Here is an 18215-nt window from a genome sequence, read left to right as displayed (position 1 = left end):
GATGGCATAAAAAAACGCAGAATGTTTAACATGCGCCGCCAGAGCACGGCGCAGCGGGATTAACGGTGGGATTGTGGCGCTAACTGGCTGATAAATAAACCTGCCGCACTGACGGCATCCACCGCTACTTTGCCCAACTGTTGGCGGATGCTGTCGCCAAGCGCGATGGTGGAAAATCCAGTGCAGGAGAAAGCAATCACTTCGATACCTTCGCGGTACAAGCTATCGGCGCAGGCCAACGCGCTGGCACGGCCTCCAGCACTCAGCAAATCGGTGGTATTCAGCACACCTTCAGGCCGCGCATAGCGTACCGATTCACCCAACAACTGACGGAATGGCGCTGGCGCAGCAGCACCAATCCCCATCACCGCAACTGGACGTTTTAACATGCGCGCAATGCTCGCCGCCGCTGAACCGGCGCTAATCACCGGAATCGAAACCGCCGCACGCAATGGCGCTAATCCAGGATCGGCGGCGCAGCTGAGAAACAGCGCATTACAACCGTCCGCTTCCAGTTGCTGGCCTAGCGCGACGATTTTTGGCACCGCCAACGCTTCGCTCGCATCATCAAAGATGCCTTTATGTTGGTCGGGAATCGCCCGGCTAAGCGAATTGATGCCGTATTCTTGCTGAATAAAGCGACCATGTTCTTCTACAAAGTGCTGATCCGGATGGGTGAGCACACGAATAATCCCCAGCATAATTAACTCCTGATGACTTTATTGTTGTCGTGATGTGGACAATAAATTGTCAGTTTTGCTAGGCAGCGGCAACTGTTGCCTGACGTCACTAATCAGTGAGCGTTGCCGCCACGCTGGTGATCACTTCGCGCAGCCAGCGATGTGCGGGATTGTCCTGCGTGCGGCGATGCCAGAATAAATCAAACGGAATGGTCGGCAACTCAATCGGTGGCTGGAATACTTTTATCAACGCTTGATTGCCAGCGTGTTTGCCGACACGACTCAGCACGGTGGCGACAAAATCGGTGCCGGGCAGCAAAGCAGGGACGGAAAACATGGTTGGCAACGTGAGGCTGACGTCACGCACCAAGCCGTGCTCACGCAATTTCTGATCCACTAATCCATAACGATTGCCTTCGGGAGAGACCAGAATATGACGCATCGCGGCAAAGGTTTTAAGGTCCATCTTTTCAGCGGCAAAAACATGATCATGTCCAACCATCGTGACAAAACCATCGCTTAACAGCGGAGACGAAAGGATGCGATTTTCCGCTTTGGTCGGCGGTACACCTATCGCGATATCAATTTTTCCAGCATCCAACAATCCCACCGATTCATCACGATCGGTGAAATAGCGCACATGAACACTGCAATTGGGCGCTAACTGCGCCAATTGATGCGTAAGCGCCGGAAGCAGCACTTGCAGCGGATATTCGGTCAATCCTAGGGTGAAACTTCGCGCCTTGGCAATCGGGTCGAAAATTTCAGCAGGATTCATCAGGCTTCTCACCTGCCCTAACGCTTCGCCCACCGGCACCGCAATCTCCTGCGCTTTGGCCGTCGGCAACAACCCTTCGGCGCTGCGGATAAACAGCGGATCATCAAATAGGCGCCGCAAACGTGATAACGCGGCACTCATCGCCGGTTGACTCACGCCCGCCATCGCTGCCGCTTTGGTGACATTGCGTTCCAGCATCAACGCGTTAAACGCCACCAGCAGATTGAGATCGAATCCATCAAAATTCATATTTTGTATAACGCTTTATATTAGCTATTTGTTGGATTGATAGTGTCAGAATCGGGAATACTGCACAAGCCGGTGAGATGCACCGTTAACCTGTTGCAAGGAATCCAAAATGTCTGAACAGAATCAACGCTTAAAAGCCGAACGTGACGCGGTGGAAATGCTGTATCGCGCTTTCAGTGATAAGAATCCGGACTTGCTGAATTTAGCAGTAACCGACGATTGGCAGGACATTCCGCTGGCGCCAGGACAAGGCCCAGGTCCGGAAGGTTTTAAACCGATGTTGGCGGGCTTTATCAGCGCCTTCCCGGATATCAACATCATCGTGCACGACATGGTGCAAGAGCCGGGGAAAATCGCGGTACGTGCTGAAATCACTGGGACGCATCAAGGTGAATTTATGGGGATTGCGCCAACCGGACGCAGCATTAGCATCCGTCTGCACGAGTTTCATTTGCTGAATGGCGAACGCGTGACCACAACCTGGCATATGGAAGATTGGCTGGCGATGTTCCAGCAGTTGGGACAATTTCCGCCGCAATAGAAGGCGAAAAAATTTAGCTTTTACTAAAAAAAGCCCAATTAATCATAAACTTAATTATTTTCGAATTGGCGATTTCAGGTTGAAATCGCCCGCAATTCTGCAGGCGATTTATTGGCTTACCAGCGTGTGGCTTGCACATCAATAACGAAACGATACTTCACATCGCCCTGCAACATGCGGGTAAAAGCGCTTTCAATCTGTTCACCGGCAATCAACTCGATGTCTGCGGTGATGTTGTGTTTGCCGCAGAAATCCAGCATTTCCTGGGTTTCCTGAATGCTGCCGATCGACGAACCACTGATGCTCAGGCGGCGATTAACCATTGGCGTCACGTTTGGCGATTGATGCGGCTGCTCTGGAATGCCGACCAACACTAAACGACCGTTGGTTTTCAACGTCGCTAAATAGGGGTCGAGATCGTGCGGCGCTGATACACAATCAATGATGAAATCCAGCGATGTTTGCGCCTCTGCCATTTGCTGCGCATCACGTGAAACCACGACATGCTTCGCACCTAAACGTCGTGCATCTGCACCTTTGGCGGGAGAAGTGGTAAACAACGTCACTTCTGCGCCCATCGCGCTAGCCAGTTTGACCGCCATATGTCCGAGTCCACCTAAACCAACCACGCCTACTTTATCACCCGCTTTCACGCCAAAATGACGCAGTGGAGACCAAACGGTAACGCCCGCGCACAGCAACGGCGCAACACCAGCCAGTGGCAAGGCTTGCGGCACAGAAACCACAAAGTGTTGATCGACCACCACATTCTGCGCGTATCCGCCCCACGTACTGTCGCCGGTGACTTTGTCGATGCCGTTGTAGGTGGCGACAAAGCCGGATTCACAATACTGCTCCTCTTTCTGCTGGCAAAAATGGCATTCGCGGCAGGAATCCACCATCACGCCAACGCCAACAATATCGCCGGCTTTGAAATGAGTCACCTCTGCGCCGATTTCTACCACGCGGCCGACAATTTCATGGCCTGGTACCAATGGATAACGACTCACCGCCCATTCGTTGCGCGCCATATGCAAATCTGAATGGCAGACGCCGCAGTAAAGGATTTCAATTTTGACGTCCTGCTGCTGCACAGGACGCAGTGCGATTTGGTCTGAAGAGAGCGGTTTTGCAGCATCGTGCGCGACTAATGCATTGATTTTCAAAGTGCCTCCTAAATGAACTGGCTTTGGCTGGGTGAAGGCGGCAGACTATAGTGAACATGGTGCGAAATTGATAGTAGTTACCATTTGGTGACCATAAGAGGAGAATGCAAACGATGCCCGCTTATGTTGATGGCAAATTATTCTTTTACGCCGATTCCCCGCCGCGCCGCTTGATGGAGCTGTTTTCCGTGAAGTGGAGCAGCATGGTGTTGCACGCGCTATATCACTGGCCAAACCATCGCGCGCGTACCGGTGAGTTGCAGCGCAGTTTGCAGGGAATATCGAAGAAGATGTTGTTTCAAACGCTGAAAGAACTGGAACAGCGCGGACTGATTACCCGCCACGTTTATGATGTGATCCCGCCGAAAGTGGATTATCGTCTGACGCCGCTCGGCATGACATTCGCCGCGCCGATTGAGCAGATGTATCAATGGGGATTAGACAATCAGGCGGCGTTAGATGCAATGGCAGCGCATTATCGCGCGGCTACGGACGCGCCATCAGACGCGCCACACAATCGCGATCCTGCTGCCGACGTGGATTGAACACCACCAAACTTAAACCCGGTTTGCCTTCCACCGCGAAGGTGCTGTATTCCAGTTCCAGCACGCCTTCATCGGGCAACCACATTTGTTTGATGCCTTCGCCATGCTGGCTGACTTCTTGCGATTGCCACAGCTGGCGAAAGGTTTCGCTCATCGCGCTCAATTCCTCGACCAGCGTACGCACGTGTTCACTGGCACCAGTGCGCGCCACATCGGCACGGAAATTTGCCACCATGCCGCGCGTAACCTGATGCCAATCCGGTAAGCGTTTTTTCATCTCTTCATGGCGGAACATCATCAATAAGATATTGCGCTGTTCAGGTGGTAATTCCGCGTAATCGACAAACACTTTGGTGGCGGCACGATTCCACGCCACCACTTGCCATTCGGCAGTTTTCACCAGCGCGGGCGAGTTTTCCATGCTATCCAGCACTCGTTGCAGCGACGGCGAAACATCAACGCCCGCTTGCCACGTCACACCCGGTAAACGATTCTGCGCCAGCAAGAACAAGTGATCGCGCTCGGCTGCGCTGAGCTCAAGTGCTTTAGCCAAACGCTCCAGCACTTCTTCCGAAGGCGCGCCGCCCCTGCCCTGCTCTAACCAGGTGTACCACGTGGTGCTAACGCAAGCGCGCACCGCCACTTCTTCACGGCGCAAACCCGGCGTGCGGCGACGCAATAACGGGTAACCGAGTTTAGTCGCATCCAATCGCTGGCGACGTTCACGCAGATAGTTGCCGAGCACATTGTCGTCTTGCTGAGTCATGGCGTTATCCTGTTAGTTCATATACCTGTATAAGCTCACGGCTGTTCGTCGCGCCGCAGGCTTTTATCATAGTGCTTCAACTTCGATTACGTGGAGCACGATTATGCGAATTTTTGTGACTGGGGCGAGCGGGTTTATCGGCTCCGCCATTGTGAAAAAATTACAGGCGCGCGGCTATCAAGTGCAAGGTTTGGCGCGCAGCGATGCCTCTGCGGAGAAACTCCAGCAGCAAGGTGTGCAAGTGATTCGCGGCGATTTAGAAAATCTCGCCAGTTTGCGTCATGCCGTCGAGCAAAGCGATGGCGTGATTCATGCCGGATATATCCACGATTTTAGCCGTATGGATCATGCCGCCGAAGTGGATCAACGCGCTATTTTGGCGATGGGGGAAGTATTAGCGGGTTCAGATCGCCCATTAATTGTCACTTCTGGCACCGCATTGGTTGCGCCTGGACGCCTTGCCACTGAGCAGATTCGCCCTGCAAGTGGCGCACATCCTCGTTCCAATTCTAACGTAGCGGCTTTGGCGTTAGCCGATCAAGGCGTGCGCGTGGCGTTGGTGCGCTTACCGCCAACCGTTCATGGCGCGGGCGATCATGGTTTCATTCCGATGATCATCAATATGGCGAAAGAGAAAGGCGCGGCGGTTTACATCACCGAAGGTGAAAATCGTTGGCCAGCCGTGCATCGCGATGATGCAGCGGAACTGTTTTGTCTTGCCGCTGAACAGGCTGAACCGGGTACTATTCTGCATGCTGTGCAAGAGGAAGGCATTGCGTTCCGCCAGATTGCCGAAACCATTGGTACAGGTTTGTCGCTGCCGGTGAAAAGCTTATCGCCTGAAGAGGCCAAAAATTGGTTGGGTTGGATGGCGTTCTTTGCCGCTACCGATAATCCTTCATCCAGCGCGTGGACGCGTAAGACGTTCAACTGGCAACCAACCGGGCCGGGATTGTTAGAGGATATGCGTGAGGCGGGATATTTTAGCTGATTGATTCGACTGCAACGCTAAGGGAAAAACTTACCTAAATCGTCACGTTGATGAACAACCGCCAACACTTCAATTCCTTGGGTGATAACGCGGTAAAAAATGATGTGGCTACCAGCTGGGAAACTCATTACTTCCGGGCCGAGTTCGTCGCGATTGCGTCCGATGCCCGGATTATTTTCTAGCTGGAGCAAGGTGTGTTTCAGGCCCTCGACATAGATTTGCGCCGTCGTTGGGCCATAGTTTATCTGCGAGTATATATTGATGGCACGGACCTGCTTTCTTGCTGGCCCAGTAAAAATGATGGTCATCCCTGAAATTACTCCCCAACAGATTTAAGTTCTTCAGCAGTCAGTGGGCTAAAAACATCTTCCATTGAGTACACATGGCCTCGCTCGGAAGCCGCAATAGAATCGGCCAACATGTTGCGCAAATTCGCCAACTTGTGGGCTTCCAGCGCCTTGTAATCGTCCACTGACATAATGACAAATTTTGGATTGCCGTTTTTGGTAATGCCGACAGGCTCACGCGTTGCTTTGCTCAGTACTTCGCCGAATTGAATTTTGGCTTCGCTGGCTGTGAAACTATGCATAAAATCACCTATTTTGGTCAAATCGTACCGATTTGTACTTATTTTAGTTGTTGCGTTAGTTTTATACAATCTCAACCTTGAGCGTTGTCGGCACTTCCTCTGACATTAACTAAACGGTTCTTCGCGTGCCAGTATGCGAGCAATCACGTTAAGCGCGCCTTCGTCATTGTTACTATCGGTTTTATAACGCGATACCGCAGCAACTGGCGCAGCGGCGTTGGCCATCGCAAAGCTGTAGCAAGCCTGGCGCAACATTTCGAGATCGTTTGCGCTATCGCCGATTGCGACCACTTCGCAATCATCAATGCCCCATTTTTCCTGCAATAGCGCGATGCCGTGTGCTTTATGGCAGCCGGGAATGATCAGATCGACAAAGCCAAAGCCGCTGGAAACCGGATGCATGATGTTTTCAATTGCGCCAAGTTCGGCATGCAAACGCGCCATTAAAGCATCGACACCTTCATGCGCCAGATTGAGCGAAAATTTGAAAATGGTGTCGTCGATATCGTACAAATTGTCGCGTTTTTCGAGGCGATGATAATGATTTGCCAACATGCCAATCACTTCGTCAGACATGGAAGTGTGCACATAGGCCCCATCGCGTCCGCATACTACGGTGCTGATATCCGGTTCTTTCGCCAGGATATCGAGGATTTGATGCACGCGCTCTGGCGCCAATTCGCCGCAAAAAATCTCTTCATTGCTATCTGAAACCCACGCGCCGTTTTCCGCGACAAAGGCGATTTCATCTTTAATCTCAGGGAAGTAGCGTTGAAGCTGATAATATTGATTGCCGCTGGCGACCACGAATCGAATGCCCTTCTCTTTGAGCAATGCATACTGACGCGCAAAGCGCTGCGCGTTGTATTGCTTGTTGTCATCAAGAAAAGTCCCATCCATATCCACCGCAATCATTTTCACTGCCATTTTGCTCTCCCGTATTGCCCATCCGGCATTAAAAAGGTTTTTGTTAAGCTTACTCGCGGTGTGGATTATTGAGAATGTGAATAATGAGTTTGTTAACCGCTTTCAGAGATTTCCAGCCCATCTTTTACTGTAAATCAGCGCCCTTTTCTCTGATCCAGGCACAGAACATCTGCGCCATATCCTGCGCGTAAGCCTGAATCTCGGCTGGCGTGCGCGGCAATTCGGAAAAATGTTTGCCGACATGGCCCAACGTGCTGTTGATTAAATCACTGGCGCGCCCCCGTTCATCGGCATCCATTTGCGGAAGGAGTTCCAGCAAAAAATCACTCATCACATTCTCACCCGCTGCACGCGCTTGCTGCACTTCTGGCGCATCACGATACAGCGGCGCAGCATCGTTGAGCGCGGTGCGCATCGCCGCTTCTTCACATTCCGAATGCAGGAATGCCAACGTAAGATGGTGGATGCGCTGACGTGGCGTATGCGCCTGATTGCGCAAAATGGTGCCGAGTAAATCGCCAGTGCGCTGCCACTCCTCACTTTGTAAACGAAACAGAATAGCCGCCTTGTTGGGAAAATATTGGTACAGCGATCCAATACTGACGCCAGCGCGTTCAGCCACGCGCGCCGTAGTAAAACGGGTGGCACCTTCCTGCTCTAAAACCTGAGTAGCTGCTTGCAAAATGGCTGAAACCAGCTCATTCGAGCGCGCTTGCTTAGGCTTTTTCCTCTGTGAAATCTTACTGTTAGGTTGCTCAGCCATCTGTCTTTCCTGAACACGAATAGTGAAACGCGAGTAATTCATCGTATTCTTTTGGTACAGCAAAATCCATCCTGATAACTAGGAACTTATGATGAATACATTGACCTCAGCGCCATTGGCACCGCTGCTGAATTACCTGTTTGAACTGGCCGATAACATGGCGCATCCGACCAATGATGCGTTCAGGAAAATGTCAGATGCCGAGCAAAATCGCCTGTTGCAGAGCAAAACCGATTACCTCGAACTTTATGGTCACTTGAAGGATGTACCGCTCGCCGTTTCGCGTGAAACCGGCAAGTTGCTGTACATGCTGGCGCGCAGCAGTAAGGCGCGCACCATTATCGAATTTGGTACCTCGTTTGGTATTTCCACGCTGCATTTAGCTGCGGCTGTGCGTGATAACGGTGGCGGCAACATCATCACCAGCGAATTTGAGCCAGGAAAAGTGGCGTTGGCGCGCAATCACTTCGCCGATGCAGGCGTCAATGATTTGATTGAAGTGCGCGTCGGCGATGCGTTAGCTACCTTGAGCCGTGATTTGCCGCCAGTAATCGACATGCTGGTGCTGGATGGTGCGAAGGCGATCTATCCAGAGATTCTGGCGTTAGTGCAGCCTTATTTGCGTGCAGGTGCGTTGATCGTCGCCGATGATGCCGACTTTAGCCCTGAATATCTCGAACGGATACACAGCAGCAAGGAATTTATGTCGCTGCCGTTTGCCGATGGCGTTGAAGTGTCAATGTGGTTAGGAAACGCGTGAATAAAGTTGGTCGCCAAAACTGGCGACCAACAGCATTAGTTAAACCAGGATTGGAACGGATCGGGCAAGCTGGCCCAATTCTCGACGCCAAGCGCCATTTCATTATCGGTCAGCAGCGCATCGTCCAGCTTTTGGCGCAGTACGCTTTCATCCATTTCGATGCCGATAAACACCAATTCCTGGCGCGCATCGCCGCTGCCTTCAACCCAGTTTTCCATAATGTAGCCGAGGTTTTCCTCATCTTGCGGCCAGCGTTCTTTGGGGACGCTCGCCCACCATAAACCGGCTAAACCTTGTCGCGATACACCGCCCGCCTGCGACCATGAACCGGCATGACGTGGACGACTCGCCAGCCAGAAATAGCCTTTAGAGCGCACCACGCCCTGCAAATCATTCTCGATTACCTGCGCGAAACGTGCCGGATGGAACGGCCGGCGCGCGCGATAGACAAAGTTGCGAATACCGTACTCTTCGGTTTCCGGCGTGTGTTCACCGCGCAACTCTTTCAGCCAACCCGGCGCCAGCGACGCGGCATCAAAATCAAACAATCCGGTGTTCAGTACCTTTTCCAGCGCGACCTTGCCAAACTCAGACGTCACAATGTTGGCGCGCGGATTTAGTGAGGTCAGAATCGCCATCAAGCGCGCTTTTTCCGCTTCGTTGATCAAGTCAGTTTTGTTGAGGATTAGCACATCGCAGAACTCAATTTGATCGACCAGCAAATCCACCACGGTGCGTTCATCCTCTTCGCCTAACGATTCGCCGCGCGATTGGATGCTTTCATTGGATTCATAATCGCGCAGGAAGTTGAAGCCATCGACCACCGTCACCATAGTATCGAGCGATGCCACCTCCGATAAACTTTGCCCATCTTCATCAGCGAAGGTGAAGGTTTCAGCTACCGGCAACGGTTCAGAAATCCCGGTCGATTCAATTACCAGGTTATCGAAGCGGCCATCTTTCGCTAAACGATTCACCTCTAACAGCAAATCTTCACGCAGCGTGCAGCAAATGCAGCCGTTGCTCATTTCCACCAGCTTCTCATCGGTGCGTGACAATTCAGCCCCGCCCTCGCGCACCAGCGCGGCATCAATGTTCACTTCCGACATATCATTGACGATTACCGCCACGCGAAGACCTTGGCGATTATTAAGAATATGGTTAAGCAGCGTGGTTTTCCCGGCACCGAGAAAACCAGAAAGAACGGTAACCGGTAGCTTTTTGAATTCACGGTTGGCTGGCGTTAAGGCTGACATTGCAACTCCTCTAAATGACAAAACTGCGCGATGTTGTGTGGATACATCGCGCTTGATTTAGTTATGTTATAACATAACAATTAATGTTGTCATTGAGGAATTCGAGAGATTTTTAGTGCTTAAGTTTCGTGGCGGTTTGAAAGGCGCTGGTCAGCATAAATGGCGACCCTACGAAATTCATTGTTGGGTGCGCATGAATGCGCACCACAAGAGAGAACTACTGATTATTCGGATAGCTTAAATCGATCGCGCTATCCGGCAGCTTGGTGAAGGTTTTCACGATAGTACGGAAATCAGCTGTTGGCGTGAGGTCGGCGAACTGTTGTGGATAAAGGTCTTTCGCCAGAATTTCCATCCCAACGATGTTGTACGGATGGTTATAGAAGTGATGATAAACGCCGTACACACGATTCTGTTTAACCGGTTCGATCTGTGCAAGGCCGGTGCGGGTTAACAGTTGCTGGAATGTCGCTTTGATCTCTTGCGGCTGCACGCCATAACCAAACGGCAATACGTTGGTATTCGGACGCTTCGAGCCAGTCATGATGTAAACATCCGGTTTCATGGCGATGATTTTTTCCAACGCGATAAATCCGGTGTTGCCTGGCAGCAATTCAGAGCCGATGTTTTTGCCGCCAACCGCTTCCACCAATCCGCCCCAACCGTTATGACTGTGGGTAAAGCAGCAGTTATCGCTGTTGCCAGCAATCGGTTCGATGAACACCGTTGGTTTGTTTTTGATTGCCGCCACGCCTTTGGTGATGCGATCAAATTTCTGCTGATAGAAATCGGTGTAGGCTTTGGCCTGGCTTTCGCGGTTCAACACTTTGCCCAGCAAGGTAACGCTTGGTGCGGTGTTTTGCGCTGGATGGAGTTCATAATCAACGAACACCACCGGAATATGCAGATTATTCAACGTGGTCAGCACGCCAGACTGTTGCAACGCCGGTTTGGCACGCAACTGCGCAATCATCAAATCCGGTTTTTGCGCCAATACGCTTTCGAGATTCACCTGACCTTGATCGCTAAAACCCATATCCACGATTTTGGTCGCTTCCGGCCAGCGTCCTTTCAGCAAATCCCAGGTTTGTGTGTCCTGTTTCTTCGGCAAATTATTCCACGCCACTACACGCTTGAACGGGTCGTCACGATCCAGCAGCGCCAGCGTCAAAATGTCGCGGCCATCCTGCAAAATGATGTGTTGTGGTTCTTTGGTGATCGTTTGCGTGTTGCCGTCCATATCGGTGACGGTCAGCGGATACGTTGAGGCAGCAGCCGCGGTGGAAGCCAATAATCCCATTGCCAAAAGCAGGCGCGTTTTCATCCCATAACTCCGTGGTAAAAAGAATAGTTATTATTATCAATTACCTTAACACAACCTTAAGTGGCGGAAATAAACGCCACTTTAATCAGTTGTAACAGAGTTTTTCGAACGCGAAATTAAGTGAAATCAGAGAGTTTTTGGCCGGAGGTGATCAGTTCCTGCAATAACATTTGTCGACGCTCTTGCGGCGTATCGCGGCTCACCATAAAGCAAATTGCCGCCACCGCCTGGCCGTTGCGCGAACGAATCGGTGCCGCCATACAGCAGGTAAAACTTTCGGAAAGCCCTTCGGTCATGCAATAACCCAGTTTGCCCGCGTGATGGATTTCATCGAGAAATGCCTGTTTATCCAGAATCTGTCCGCTGGCGAGGCGATAATCTTCTTCCGGAATCAAATCCAGAATCGCGCTATCAGACCAGTTGCTCAGCAGCAAACGGCCGGTGGCGGTCCAGGTAATGGGCACGCGCACGCCAATGTCAGAGGTGATTTTAAACGGATGCGCGTTGCTTTCAGACAGCACCACCGTGTACTTATTGCCTTCCAGCATGCAGAGCTGCACGGTTTCGCCGTGACGCGCCACAATCTCCACCATCAGCTGATGCGCGCGACGGATCAGATCGTTGTGCGCCATGTAATCCGCACCGTAATAGTGCATTTCCCGGCCAAAAAACACTGCGCCTTCCGCATCCAATTCCACCAATCCGGCTTCGCTCAGCAAGCTGACTAATTCATAGATGCTGGATCGCGGTGCGCCCGTTGCTTCAATCAAATCGCGCATCGCCATGGGTTGGCGGGCAGTGTGAAGCTGCCGAAAAATGTCGATAACCCGGTCAACGCCGCGTGCCCGCGAGGGTTTTTCATCCGGCATACAATCACTCCTCAGTTACATTGGTGCGTACAGGTTGCGTAATAAAAGAAAGGCATCATACACCGCCCTTGTCGTTTTACCCATCGAGGATAAATAAAAATATTAATCACGCAGGTTATATTTCGACGTTCTAATTTGGTGCCTCATTTTGGCGCGCTGCACTTTCTGATGTTTATTAAAATTACGATAAAGATCACACTCTGATTTAAAAATCTTATGCGCTGTTTATTATTTTGCGATCCCGACTACATCACAAAAAATTAAATAGCAGTGCACATATTGCAAAAGAAATAGTCCTGTGCAAATCTTGCCCTATCCAGTATTGCAGATTGCAGTCTGGTATACCAGACAACGCGGGATTCACAGTTTCGCTGAAAGAGGAGCAGTAAAGGATGGCGATTAAACGTTATGGCGTTGAAGGCGGAACCGGCACCGGCGGGCAGAAATTGCCGTTCGCACGGGCGGTAGAAGCCGATGGCTGGCTGTATATTTCCGGCCAAACGCCAATGCGCGACGGCGAAGTGGTTGAAGGCGGCATCATCGAACAGACGCAACTGGCGTTCGAAAACTGTCTGACCATCATGCGAGAAGCGGGTTATCGCGTTGAAGATGTGGTGCACGTTACCGCGGTATTAACCGACGCACGTTATTTCAGTTCATTCAACAAAGTATTCAGTGAGATATTCAGTGGTAATCCTCCGGCGCGTATTTGTAGCGTGCAGGACTTAGTAGTTGACTGCAAAGTGGAAGTAGATATGAAATGCTTCCGCGCCGATCGTAAATAATTATTACGAATTAAAGCAGGCTGGCGTTTTTACTTTCTACGCCCACACCAGGACAGCCTGTTATTAATTGATGCCTTTCAATTTTGCTGTGGAATAACGGCAACCTGCCGTCTCGTCAAAATTTTATAAGAGAGCATATAAATGAACACAACATCGCTAAAAACAGGCGTCAAAGCCGTAGCAGGTGCGCTGGTATTACTCACTCTGGCGGGCTGTACGCCAACTGAAGAGAAAAAAGAAGCCGGTGCGGCTCCGCAATCGGCGCTGCAAACCGTGTTGCAACGCGGCACGCTGCGTGTCGGCGATTGCCTGAGCTTCGCACCATTCGGCTTTTATGACAAAGACGGCAATCCAGATGGTTATGACGTGGATCTCGCCAAAGCGCTGGCAAAAGAGATGGGTGTGAAGCTGGAAATGGTTAACACCACCAGCGCCAACCGTATTCCGAACCTGCAAACCAATAAAGTCGATGTGGTGTTCTGTAACTTCACCCGCAACCTTGAGCGTGCCAAAGAGATCGGCTTCACCCATCCGTATGTGGTGGCGAGTGAAGCGATGCTGGTGCGCAAAAATAGCGGCATTCAATCAGCGCACGATATGGGCGGCAAAACCATCGCTACCGTTAAGGGTTCCACCAACGGTGATGAAGTGCGCAACCTCGGTATCGACGTGAAGATTCAGGAATACGATTCATCGCAAGCGGCAATCCTAGCGGTGAAACAAGGTCAGGCCGATGCGATGATCGAGGATAACAACTTCCTCGCCTATCAAGCCAAGCTCGACCCAACGTTAACCGTGACGAACGAAGCGCTGGTGCCGCTCGAATACAACGCCTTCGGCGTGAAACAAGGCGATCAGGTTTGGACTAACTACCTGAATGAGTTCCTGTTTGAGATTAACGCTTCCGGCGAAAACGCCCAGTTGTACCAGAAATGGTTCGGTAACAAACCACGTTACCCGCTGAATCCGCAATATTGATCCCAATGCGGCGCAGCGGTTGACGCTGCGTCGCTCAAAGGAGCAGAACCATGAGTTATCAATGGCTAACCTTGTGGCGCTACGCCGACACATTTCTGGAAGCCGCGTGGCTAACCTTGCAGGTTACGCTGCTGGCATTCGCACTGGCAGTGGCGTTGGGATTGATTTCCGCGCTGGCAAAAGCCTCGCCGCTGGCTCCGCTGCGCTGGATCAGCCACTGCTACGTTGAATTTATCCGCAATACGCCGGTGCTGTTGCAGATTTTCATCATCTTCTTTGGCCTGCCATCGCTCGGCATCACCATGAGCGCCTTTACCGCTGGCGTGCTGGCGTTGGGCATTAATGTTGGCGCGTATCTTTCGGAAACCTTCCGCGCCGGGATTCAATCGGTGCCGAAAGGTCAGTTGGAAGCCGCTTGGGTGCTGGGCATTCCGCGTCGTCAGGTGTTTCTTACTGTGGTGCTGCCACAAGCGGCGCGCGCAGTGTGGCCGGCGATTATCAACAACCTGATTCAGTTGCTGCTTGGCACCTCGCTGTTGTCGGCGATTGCGTTACCGGAGTTGACTGGCACCGCCACGGTGATCAACGCCCGTACGCTGCTGTATATCCAAACCTTTAGCGTGGTCGCGCTGGTGTATCTGGTGTTAAGCAATCTATTTTCCTGGCTGGGAACACTCGCAGGACGGCGCATGTTCCACCCGCCGCTGGTGACGCCAGTAAAAAAGTCCGCCTGGTGGTGGGCAAAAAGATGGCTGACTAATCCGCTGAAACGGGAGAACGCGCTATGAACGAATTAATCATCAGTTCGTTACCGATTCTGCTGAAAGGGCTCGGTATTACGCTGCTGTTATCCATCGCCGCCATCATTGGCAGCACGTTGTTAGGCTTGCTGGCGGCGGTGTTGCGCACCAGTCGCTTGCCGGTCGCCAAGCAAATTGCGGTGATCTACACCGAACTGTTTCGCGGCACGCCGGTGTTGATCACCTTGATGTTCATCTACTTCGGCGTGGCGTATTTCGGCTACGACATCAACCTGTTCGCCGCCGGTATTCTCGGACTGAGCATTTATCAGGGCGCATATATCGCCGAGGTGTTCCGCGCTGGAATTGAAGCGGTGCCAAAAGGTCAGTGGGAAGTGTCGTGGATCCTGGGGATGTCGAAGCGCCAAACCTTTATGAGCGTGATCCTGCCACAAACGCGCGGCATCGTGTTGCCACCGCTGGCAGGACAATATCTTTCGCTGATTAAAGATACCTCGATTGTCAGCATGATCGGTATGTCCGAATTGATGCATCAAGGTCAGGCGATTGTCGATCGCATCGGCCAGCCGGTGGTGGTTTACGGGCTTGTCGCCCTGCTCTACTTCGTTATCTGCTTCCCGCTTTCACGTTGGGTTCAACATCATCAAACCAGGAGCCAAATTTCATGAACAAATCCGCGATTACGCTGAGCCGGATCACCAAATCATTTGGCTCAACTCAGGTGTTGAAAGAGATCAGCCTCGATGTTTCACCCGGCGAAGTGCTGGTACTGATTGGCGCATCAGGTTCCGGTAAAAGTACCGTGTTGCGCATTATGAGCGGCCTGGAAGTGGCTGACGGCGGCGAGGTTTGGGTCAACGAAGTCCCGTTACACGAACGTAAGCGTGCCAGTGAAATTTGTGGTCACGTTGGTATGGTGTTCCAGCAGTTCAATCTGTTTCCACATAAAACCGCACTCGGCAACGTGACGTTAGCGTTGATCAAAGCGCAAAAATTATCCGAAGCCGAAGCCAATAAACGCGGCATGGCTGCGCTCACGCGTGTTGGCCTGGCGGAACGCGCACATCATTATCCGGCACAGCTTTCCGGCGGCCAGCAACAACGCGTGGCGATTGCGCGTGCATTGGCGGTTGAACCGAAAATCATGTTCTTCGATGAAGCCACTTCGGCACTGGATCCGGAATTGGTTGGTGAAGTGATGGAAGTGATGCGCAGCCTGGCGCGTGAAGGCATGACGATGGTAGTAGTGACGCATGAAATGGGCTTCGCGCGTAAAACAGCCGATCGCGTGGTGTTTATGGATCAAGGCGTGATTGCCGAACAAGGATCGCCGGAACAAATCTTCGTTAACCCGCAGAATCCGCGCACTCAGCAATTTTTATCACGCGTGCTTGAGCACTAACAGGAGGAGTTATGTCGATTCGCTTTCCGCTTCAAGCGGACGGTTTACTGGATGCGCAACAAGCCGCGCCACGCTTCAAATCGGTAGCTGACAATGGCGATGCGCCGCTGGCTATCGGCACTGCGGTGCTCAGCAGCGAGCAAGTGTTTTCACCGTTGATGATCATGAAACAATCCGCGCTGGAAAATAACCTGCGTCAGTTGGCGGCTTTCTGTGGTGAAAACGGCGTAATGCTGGCGGCGCACGGTAAAACCTCGATGTCACCGGCGATTCTGCGCCGCGCCATTAGCCAGGGCGGCGCGTGGGGTTTGGGCGCGGCAACACCCTCTCAAGTGCGTGCGCTGCGCCAGTTCGGCATTCGCAATGTGTTTCTCGCCAATGAATTGGTCGATCCGGCGGGCATTCGCTGGATTGCGCAGTGGCAGCAAGCGCATCCCGATCACGGTTTCCTTTGCTACGTCGATTCACTGCAAGGGGTGAAACTGCTGGAGCAACATCTTGGCGACAGCCAGATTTCGGTGCTGTTAGAGATGTCAGTCAGCGGCGGTCGTACCGGTTGCCGTTCGCAGCAAGAAGCGCTGGCGATTGCAGAAGCCATTGCTGCCAGTTCATCGTTGCAGCTGGTTGGCGTTGCTGGTTATGAAGGTGCATTGGGCGCTAACCGCGATGCAGCCGGTGTGCAGAAGGTGCAAGATTATTGCCAGATGATGATCGCCACCGCCGCGTTGTTGGCGGAAAAGCAGTTGTTCAGTAGCGATCACATCATTCTGAGTGCCGGTGGCGGCGCGTGGTTTGATGTGGTGACAGCATGTTTTACCGCAGCAAAATTGCCGTTAACGATGACGCCATTGATTCGTTCCGGCGCTTACATGGCGCACGACAGCGGATTGTACGCACGCATCGCTCCCTTTGCTCAGCCCGGCGCAACACATCATTTTGACGCGGCGCTGGAGATTTGGGGCCGCGTGTTATCGCGTCCGGAACCGGGATTGGCGTTTGTCGATTTTGGTCGTCGCGATGTACCGTTCGATCAGGATTTGCCGAATCCGCTGTGGATTCGCAATGCCGATGGCAGCGCACCGCGCGCGGCAACGCATTTGCGTATCAGCGATGTGAACGATCAGCACGCTTATTTGTTGCTGCCAGAAGATGAAGTGCTTGAGCCGGGCGATTGGGTTGGTTGCGGTATTTCGCATCCGTGCACCGCGTTCGATAAGTGGCGTTATTTACCGCTGGTGGATGATGATTATTGCGTCACGGATTCACTGGAAACAGCATTTTGAGGGTTTGTTGACCTGATAATGTGAGGTGAATTGGCGGTCACCATAAATGGCGACCCTACAAACCGCATTCGATTTTTGTAGGGTCGCCATTTATGGTGACCGCAGCAATTTTAAACCAACGCCAACTTCACCGCATCTTCGGCATGAATCAACGTGGTATCAAACAATGGCACGCTGGCATCTTCGGGCTTCACGAGCAACGTGATTTCGGTACAACCCAGAATGATCGCTTCCGCGCCCTGCTCCACCAGCGCAGCAATAATCTCACGATACTGCGCGCGCGATTCCTCACGAATCACGCCGAGGCACAGCTCGTGATAAATAACCTCATGCACCACTTTGCGGCCCGACGCATCAGGCACTAAAACCTCCAGCCCCGATTTTTCCAGACGACCTTTATAGAAGTCCTGCTCCATGGTGAATGCCGTCGCCAGCAAACCAACCTTCTTCACGCCCGCCTGATGAATGCGCGTTGCGGTAGCGTCAGCGATATGCAACAGCGGAATGCTCACCGCATCGGTCATCTGCTGCGCCACTTTGTGCATGGTGTTAGTACACAGCACAATGAAATCCGCCCCGCCCTTCTCCAGACTGATCGCGGCTTGCGCTAAAATCTCACCGGCTTTTTGCCATTCACCCGCGGCTTGCAGTTTTTCGATCTCATGGAAATCGACGCTATACATCAGGCTGCGCGCGGAGTGCAATCCACCCAACTGCTGTTTTACCTGCTCATTAATAATGCGGTAATACAACGCAGTCGATTCCCAGCTCATTCCGCCAATCAAACCGATCATTTTCATCT

The 18215-nt window shown here is 52.1% G+C and carries 22 protein-coding genes; 10 read left to right on the top strand and 12 right to left on the bottom strand.

What is annotated here, in order from left to right:
• Positions 1-59: 59 nt before the first annotated feature.
• Both ACPUC7_RS08885 and ACPUC7_RS08880 read right to left on the bottom strand, forming a co-directional pair.
• Positions 60-701: an aspartate/glutamate racemase family protein gene (locus ACPUC7_RS08885; protein WP_494922622.1), complete on the bottom strand. Its 642-nt coding sequence runs from the start codon at positions 699-701 to the stop codon at positions 60-62.
• A gap of 88 nt (positions 702-789) precedes the next feature.
• Positions 790-1707, bottom strand: coding sequence for a LysR family transcriptional regulator (locus ACPUC7_RS08880; protein ID WP_494922621.1), 918 nt, complete (start codon positions 1705-1707; stop codon positions 790-792).
• Between the two features lie 109 nt (positions 1708-1816).
• Between ACPUC7_RS08880 and ACPUC7_RS08875 the strand changes: the two genes are divergently transcribed.
• Positions 1817-2248, top strand: a complete 432-nt coding sequence (locus tag ACPUC7_RS08875; protein ID WP_343550626.1) for an ester cyclase — start codon at positions 1817-1819, stop codon at positions 2246-2248.
• 116 nt (positions 2249-2364) lie between these two features.
• Here the strand turns inward: ACPUC7_RS08875 and ACPUC7_RS08870 are convergent, their stop codons facing one another.
• Positions 2365-3414: an NAD(P)-dependent alcohol dehydrogenase gene (locus tag ACPUC7_RS08870; protein ID WP_494922620.1), complete on the bottom strand. Its 1050-nt coding sequence runs from the start codon at positions 3412-3414 to the stop codon at positions 2365-2367.
• A gap of 113 nt (positions 3415-3527) precedes the next feature.
• On the opposite strand from ACPUC7_RS08870, the gene ACPUC7_RS08865 reads away from it, so the two are divergent.
• Positions 3528-3959, top strand: a complete 432-nt coding sequence (locus ACPUC7_RS08865) for a winged helix-turn-helix transcriptional regulator (protein ID WP_494922751.1) — start codon at positions 3528-3530, stop codon at positions 3957-3959.
• On the opposite strand, the gene ACPUC7_RS08860 is transcribed toward ACPUC7_RS08865, so the two are convergent.
• Complete coding sequence (locus ACPUC7_RS08860) at positions 3901-4725, bottom strand: helix-turn-helix transcriptional regulator (RefSeq protein ID WP_494922619.1); 825 nt, start codon at positions 4723-4725, stop codon at positions 3901-3903. The genes ACPUC7_RS08865 and ACPUC7_RS08860 overlap by 59 nt on opposite strands.
• A 103-nt stretch (positions 4726-4828) precedes the next feature.
• On the opposite strand from ACPUC7_RS08860, the gene ACPUC7_RS08855 reads away from it, so the two are divergent.
• Positions 4829-5716 carry an SDR family oxidoreductase gene (locus tag ACPUC7_RS08855; RefSeq protein WP_494922618.1) on the top strand — a complete coding sequence of 296 codons (888 nt, stop codon included), beginning with the start codon at positions 4829-4831 and terminating at the stop codon, positions 5714-5716.
• Between the two features lie 17 nt (positions 5717-5733).
• Here the strand turns inward: ACPUC7_RS08855 and ACPUC7_RS08850 are convergent, their stop codons facing one another.
• The 4 genes from ACPUC7_RS08850 to ACPUC7_RS08835 all read right to left on the bottom strand — a co-directional run bounded on the left by ACPUC7_RS08850 (position 5734) and on the right by ACPUC7_RS08835 (position 7995).
• On the bottom strand, positions 5734-6024 hold the full coding sequence (locus ACPUC7_RS08850; protein ID WP_494922617.1) for a type II toxin-antitoxin system RelE/ParE family toxin: 291 nt from the start codon (positions 6022-6024) through the stop codon (positions 5734-5736).
• An 8-nt stretch (positions 6025-6032) separates the two neighbouring features.
• Entirely contained in the window at positions 6033-6305 is a 273-nt protein-coding gene (locus ACPUC7_RS08845; RefSeq protein WP_494922616.1) for a type II toxin-antitoxin system Phd/YefM family antitoxin, read from the bottom strand.
• Between the two features lie 105 nt (positions 6306-6410).
• Positions 6411-7232: a Cof-type HAD-IIB family hydrolase gene (locus ACPUC7_RS08840; protein ID WP_494922615.1), complete on the bottom strand. Its 822-nt coding sequence runs from the start codon at positions 7230-7232 to the stop codon at positions 6411-6413.
• A gap of 124 nt (positions 7233-7356) precedes the next feature.
• Entirely contained in the window at positions 7357-7995 is a 639-nt protein-coding gene (locus ACPUC7_RS08835) for a TetR/AcrR family transcriptional regulator (RefSeq protein ID WP_494922614.1), read from the bottom strand.
• A gap of 91 nt (positions 7996-8086) precedes the next feature.
• Here ACPUC7_RS08835 and ACPUC7_RS08830 point away from each other — a divergent pair, with 91 nt between their 5' ends.
• A complete protein-coding gene (locus ACPUC7_RS08830) occupies positions 8087-8755 on the top strand; it encodes an O-methyltransferase (RefSeq protein ID WP_494922750.1) in 669 nt (222 codons plus the stop codon).
• Positions 8756-8790: 35 nt separating this feature from the next.
• Here the strand turns inward: ACPUC7_RS08830 and zigA are convergent, their stop codons facing one another.
• The 3 genes from zigA to ACPUC7_RS08815 form a co-directional block, all read right to left on the bottom strand.
• Entirely contained in the window at positions 8791-10011 is a 1221-nt protein-coding gene (zigA, locus tag ACPUC7_RS08825; RefSeq protein ID WP_494922613.1) for a zinc metallochaperone GTPase ZigA, read from the bottom strand.
• A 217-nt stretch (positions 10012-10228) separates the two neighbouring features.
• The gene (locus ACPUC7_RS08820) at positions 10229-11335 is read right to left on the bottom strand and encodes an ABC transporter substrate-binding protein (RefSeq protein WP_494922612.1); all 1107 of its coding nucleotides are present in this window, start codon (positions 11333-11335) and stop codon (positions 10229-10231) included.
• A 116-nt stretch (positions 11336-11451) separates the two neighbouring features.
• Complete coding sequence (locus ACPUC7_RS08815) at positions 11452-12204, bottom strand: IclR family transcriptional regulator (RefSeq protein WP_343550635.1); 753 nt, start codon at positions 12202-12204, stop codon at positions 11452-11454.
• Between the two features lie 392 nt (positions 12205-12596).
• Between ACPUC7_RS08815 and ACPUC7_RS08810 the strand changes: the two genes are divergently transcribed.
• From ACPUC7_RS08810 to ACPUC7_RS08785, 6 genes are all read left to right on the top strand, one after another.
• Positions 12597-12989 (top strand): RidA family protein, encoded by a 393-nt coding sequence (locus tag ACPUC7_RS08810; RefSeq protein ID WP_343550636.1) that lies wholly within the window; start codon positions 12597-12599, stop codon positions 12987-12989.
• 141 nt (positions 12990-13130) lie between these two features.
• Complete coding sequence (locus ACPUC7_RS08805; RefSeq protein WP_494922611.1) at positions 13131-13967, top strand: ABC transporter substrate-binding protein; 837 nt, start codon at positions 13131-13133, stop codon at positions 13965-13967.
• A gap of 50 nt (positions 13968-14017) precedes the next feature.
• Positions 14018-14755 carry an amino acid ABC transporter permease gene (locus ACPUC7_RS08800; RefSeq protein ID WP_343550638.1) on the top strand — a complete coding sequence of 246 codons (738 nt, stop codon included), beginning with the start codon at positions 14018-14020 and terminating at the stop codon, positions 14753-14755.
• Entirely contained in the window at positions 14752-15396 is a 645-nt protein-coding gene (locus ACPUC7_RS08795) for an amino acid ABC transporter permease (RefSeq protein WP_494922610.1), read from the top strand. The genes ACPUC7_RS08800 and ACPUC7_RS08795 overlap by 4 nt, the downstream gene beginning before the upstream one ends.
• Positions 15393-16130, top strand: coding sequence for an amino acid ABC transporter ATP-binding protein (locus tag ACPUC7_RS08790; RefSeq protein WP_343550640.1), 738 nt, complete (start codon positions 15393-15395; stop codon positions 16128-16130). Before ACPUC7_RS08795 ends, ACPUC7_RS08790 begins: the two co-directional genes overlap by 4 nt.
• An 11-nt stretch (positions 16131-16141) precedes the next feature.
• Positions 16142-17413 carry an alanine racemase gene (locus tag ACPUC7_RS08785; RefSeq protein ID WP_494922609.1) on the top strand — a complete coding sequence of 424 codons (1272 nt, stop codon included), beginning with the start codon at positions 16142-16144 and terminating at the stop codon, positions 17411-17413.
• 110 nt (positions 17414-17523) lie between these two features.
• Here the strand turns inward: ACPUC7_RS08785 and ACPUC7_RS08780 are convergent, their stop codons facing one another.
• Complete coding sequence (locus tag ACPUC7_RS08780; protein ID WP_494922608.1) at positions 17524-18213, bottom strand: aspartate/glutamate racemase family protein; 690 nt, start codon at positions 18211-18213, stop codon at positions 17524-17526.
• Positions 18214-18215: the final 2 nt, after the last annotated feature.

Source organism: Pantoea sp. CFCC18179 (assembly GCF_059412405.1).
This window is presented reverse-complemented; position numbering and strand designations above follow the sequence as displayed.

What these genes read in the sequence shown, in the direction of transcription:
- ACPUC7_RS08885 (WP_494922622.1), bottom strand. Translation starts at nt 701, where the DNA reads ATGCTGGGGATTATTCGTGTGCTCACCCATCCGGATCAGCACTTTGTA.
- ACPUC7_RS08880 (WP_494922621.1), bottom strand. Translation starts at nt 1,707, where the DNA reads ATGAATTTTGATGGATTCGATCTCAATCTGCTGGTGGCGTTTAACGCG.
- ACPUC7_RS08875 (WP_343550626.1), top strand. Translation starts at nt 1,817, where the DNA reads ATGTCTGAACAGAATCAACGCTTAAAAGCCGAACGTGACGCGGTGGAA.
- ACPUC7_RS08865 (WP_494922751.1), top strand. Translation starts at nt 3,528, where the DNA reads ATGCCCGCTTATGTTGATGGCAAATTATTCTTTTACGCCGATTCCCCG.
- ACPUC7_RS08860 (WP_494922619.1), bottom strand. Translation starts at nt 4,725, where the DNA reads ATGACTCAGCAAGACGACAATGTGCTCGGCAACTATCTGCGTGAACGT.
- ACPUC7_RS08855 (WP_494922618.1), top strand. Translation starts at nt 4,829, where the DNA reads ATGCGAATTTTTGTGACTGGGGCGAGCGGGTTTATCGGCTCCGCCATT.
- ACPUC7_RS08850 (WP_494922617.1), bottom strand. Translation starts at nt 6,024, where the DNA reads ATGACCATCATTTTTACTGGGCCAGCAAGAAAGCAGGTCCGTGCCATC.
- ACPUC7_RS08845 (WP_494922616.1), bottom strand. Translation starts at nt 6,305, where the DNA reads ATGCATAGTTTCACAGCCAGCGAAGCCAAAATTCAATTCGGCGAAGTA.
- ACPUC7_RS08840 (WP_494922615.1), bottom strand. Translation starts at nt 7,232, where the DNA reads ATGGCAGTGAAAATGATTGCGGTGGATATGGATGGGACTTTTCTTGAT.
- ACPUC7_RS08835 (WP_494922614.1), bottom strand. Translation starts at nt 7,995, where the DNA reads ATGGCTGAGCAACCTAACAGTAAGATTTCACAGAGGAAAAAGCCTAAG.
- ACPUC7_RS08830 (WP_494922750.1), top strand. Translation starts at nt 8,087, where the DNA reads ATGAATACATTGACCTCAGCGCCATTGGCACCGCTGCTGAATTACCTG.
- zigA (WP_494922613.1), bottom strand. Translation starts at nt 10,011, where the DNA reads ATGTCAGCCTTAACGCCAGCCAACCGTGAATTCAAAAAGCTACCGGTT.
- ACPUC7_RS08820 (WP_494922612.1), bottom strand. Translation starts at nt 11,335, where the DNA reads ATGAAAACGCGCCTGCTTTTGGCAATGGGATTATTGGCTTCCACCGCG.
- ACPUC7_RS08815 (WP_343550635.1), bottom strand. Translation starts at nt 12,204, where the DNA reads ATGCCGGATGAAAAACCCTCGCGGGCACGCGGCGTTGACCGGGTTATC.
- ACPUC7_RS08810 (WP_343550636.1), top strand. Translation starts at nt 12,597, where the DNA reads ATGGCGATTAAACGTTATGGCGTTGAAGGCGGAACCGGCACCGGCGGG.
- ACPUC7_RS08805 (WP_494922611.1), top strand. Translation starts at nt 13,131, where the DNA reads ATGAACACAACATCGCTAAAAACAGGCGTCAAAGCCGTAGCAGGTGCG.
- ACPUC7_RS08800 (WP_343550638.1), top strand. Translation starts at nt 14,018, where the DNA reads ATGAGTTATCAATGGCTAACCTTGTGGCGCTACGCCGACACATTTCTG.
- ACPUC7_RS08795 (WP_494922610.1), top strand. Translation starts at nt 14,752, where the DNA reads ATGAACGAATTAATCATCAGTTCGTTACCGATTCTGCTGAAAGGGCTC.
- ACPUC7_RS08790 (WP_343550640.1), top strand. Translation starts at nt 15,393, where the DNA reads ATGAACAAATCCGCGATTACGCTGAGCCGGATCACCAAATCATTTGGC.
- ACPUC7_RS08785 (WP_494922609.1), top strand. Translation starts at nt 16,142, where the DNA reads ATGTCGATTCGCTTTCCGCTTCAAGCGGACGGTTTACTGGATGCGCAA.
- ACPUC7_RS08780 (WP_494922608.1), bottom strand. Translation starts at nt 18,213, where the DNA reads ATGAAAATGATCGGTTTGATTGGCGGAATGAGCTGGGAATCGACTGCG.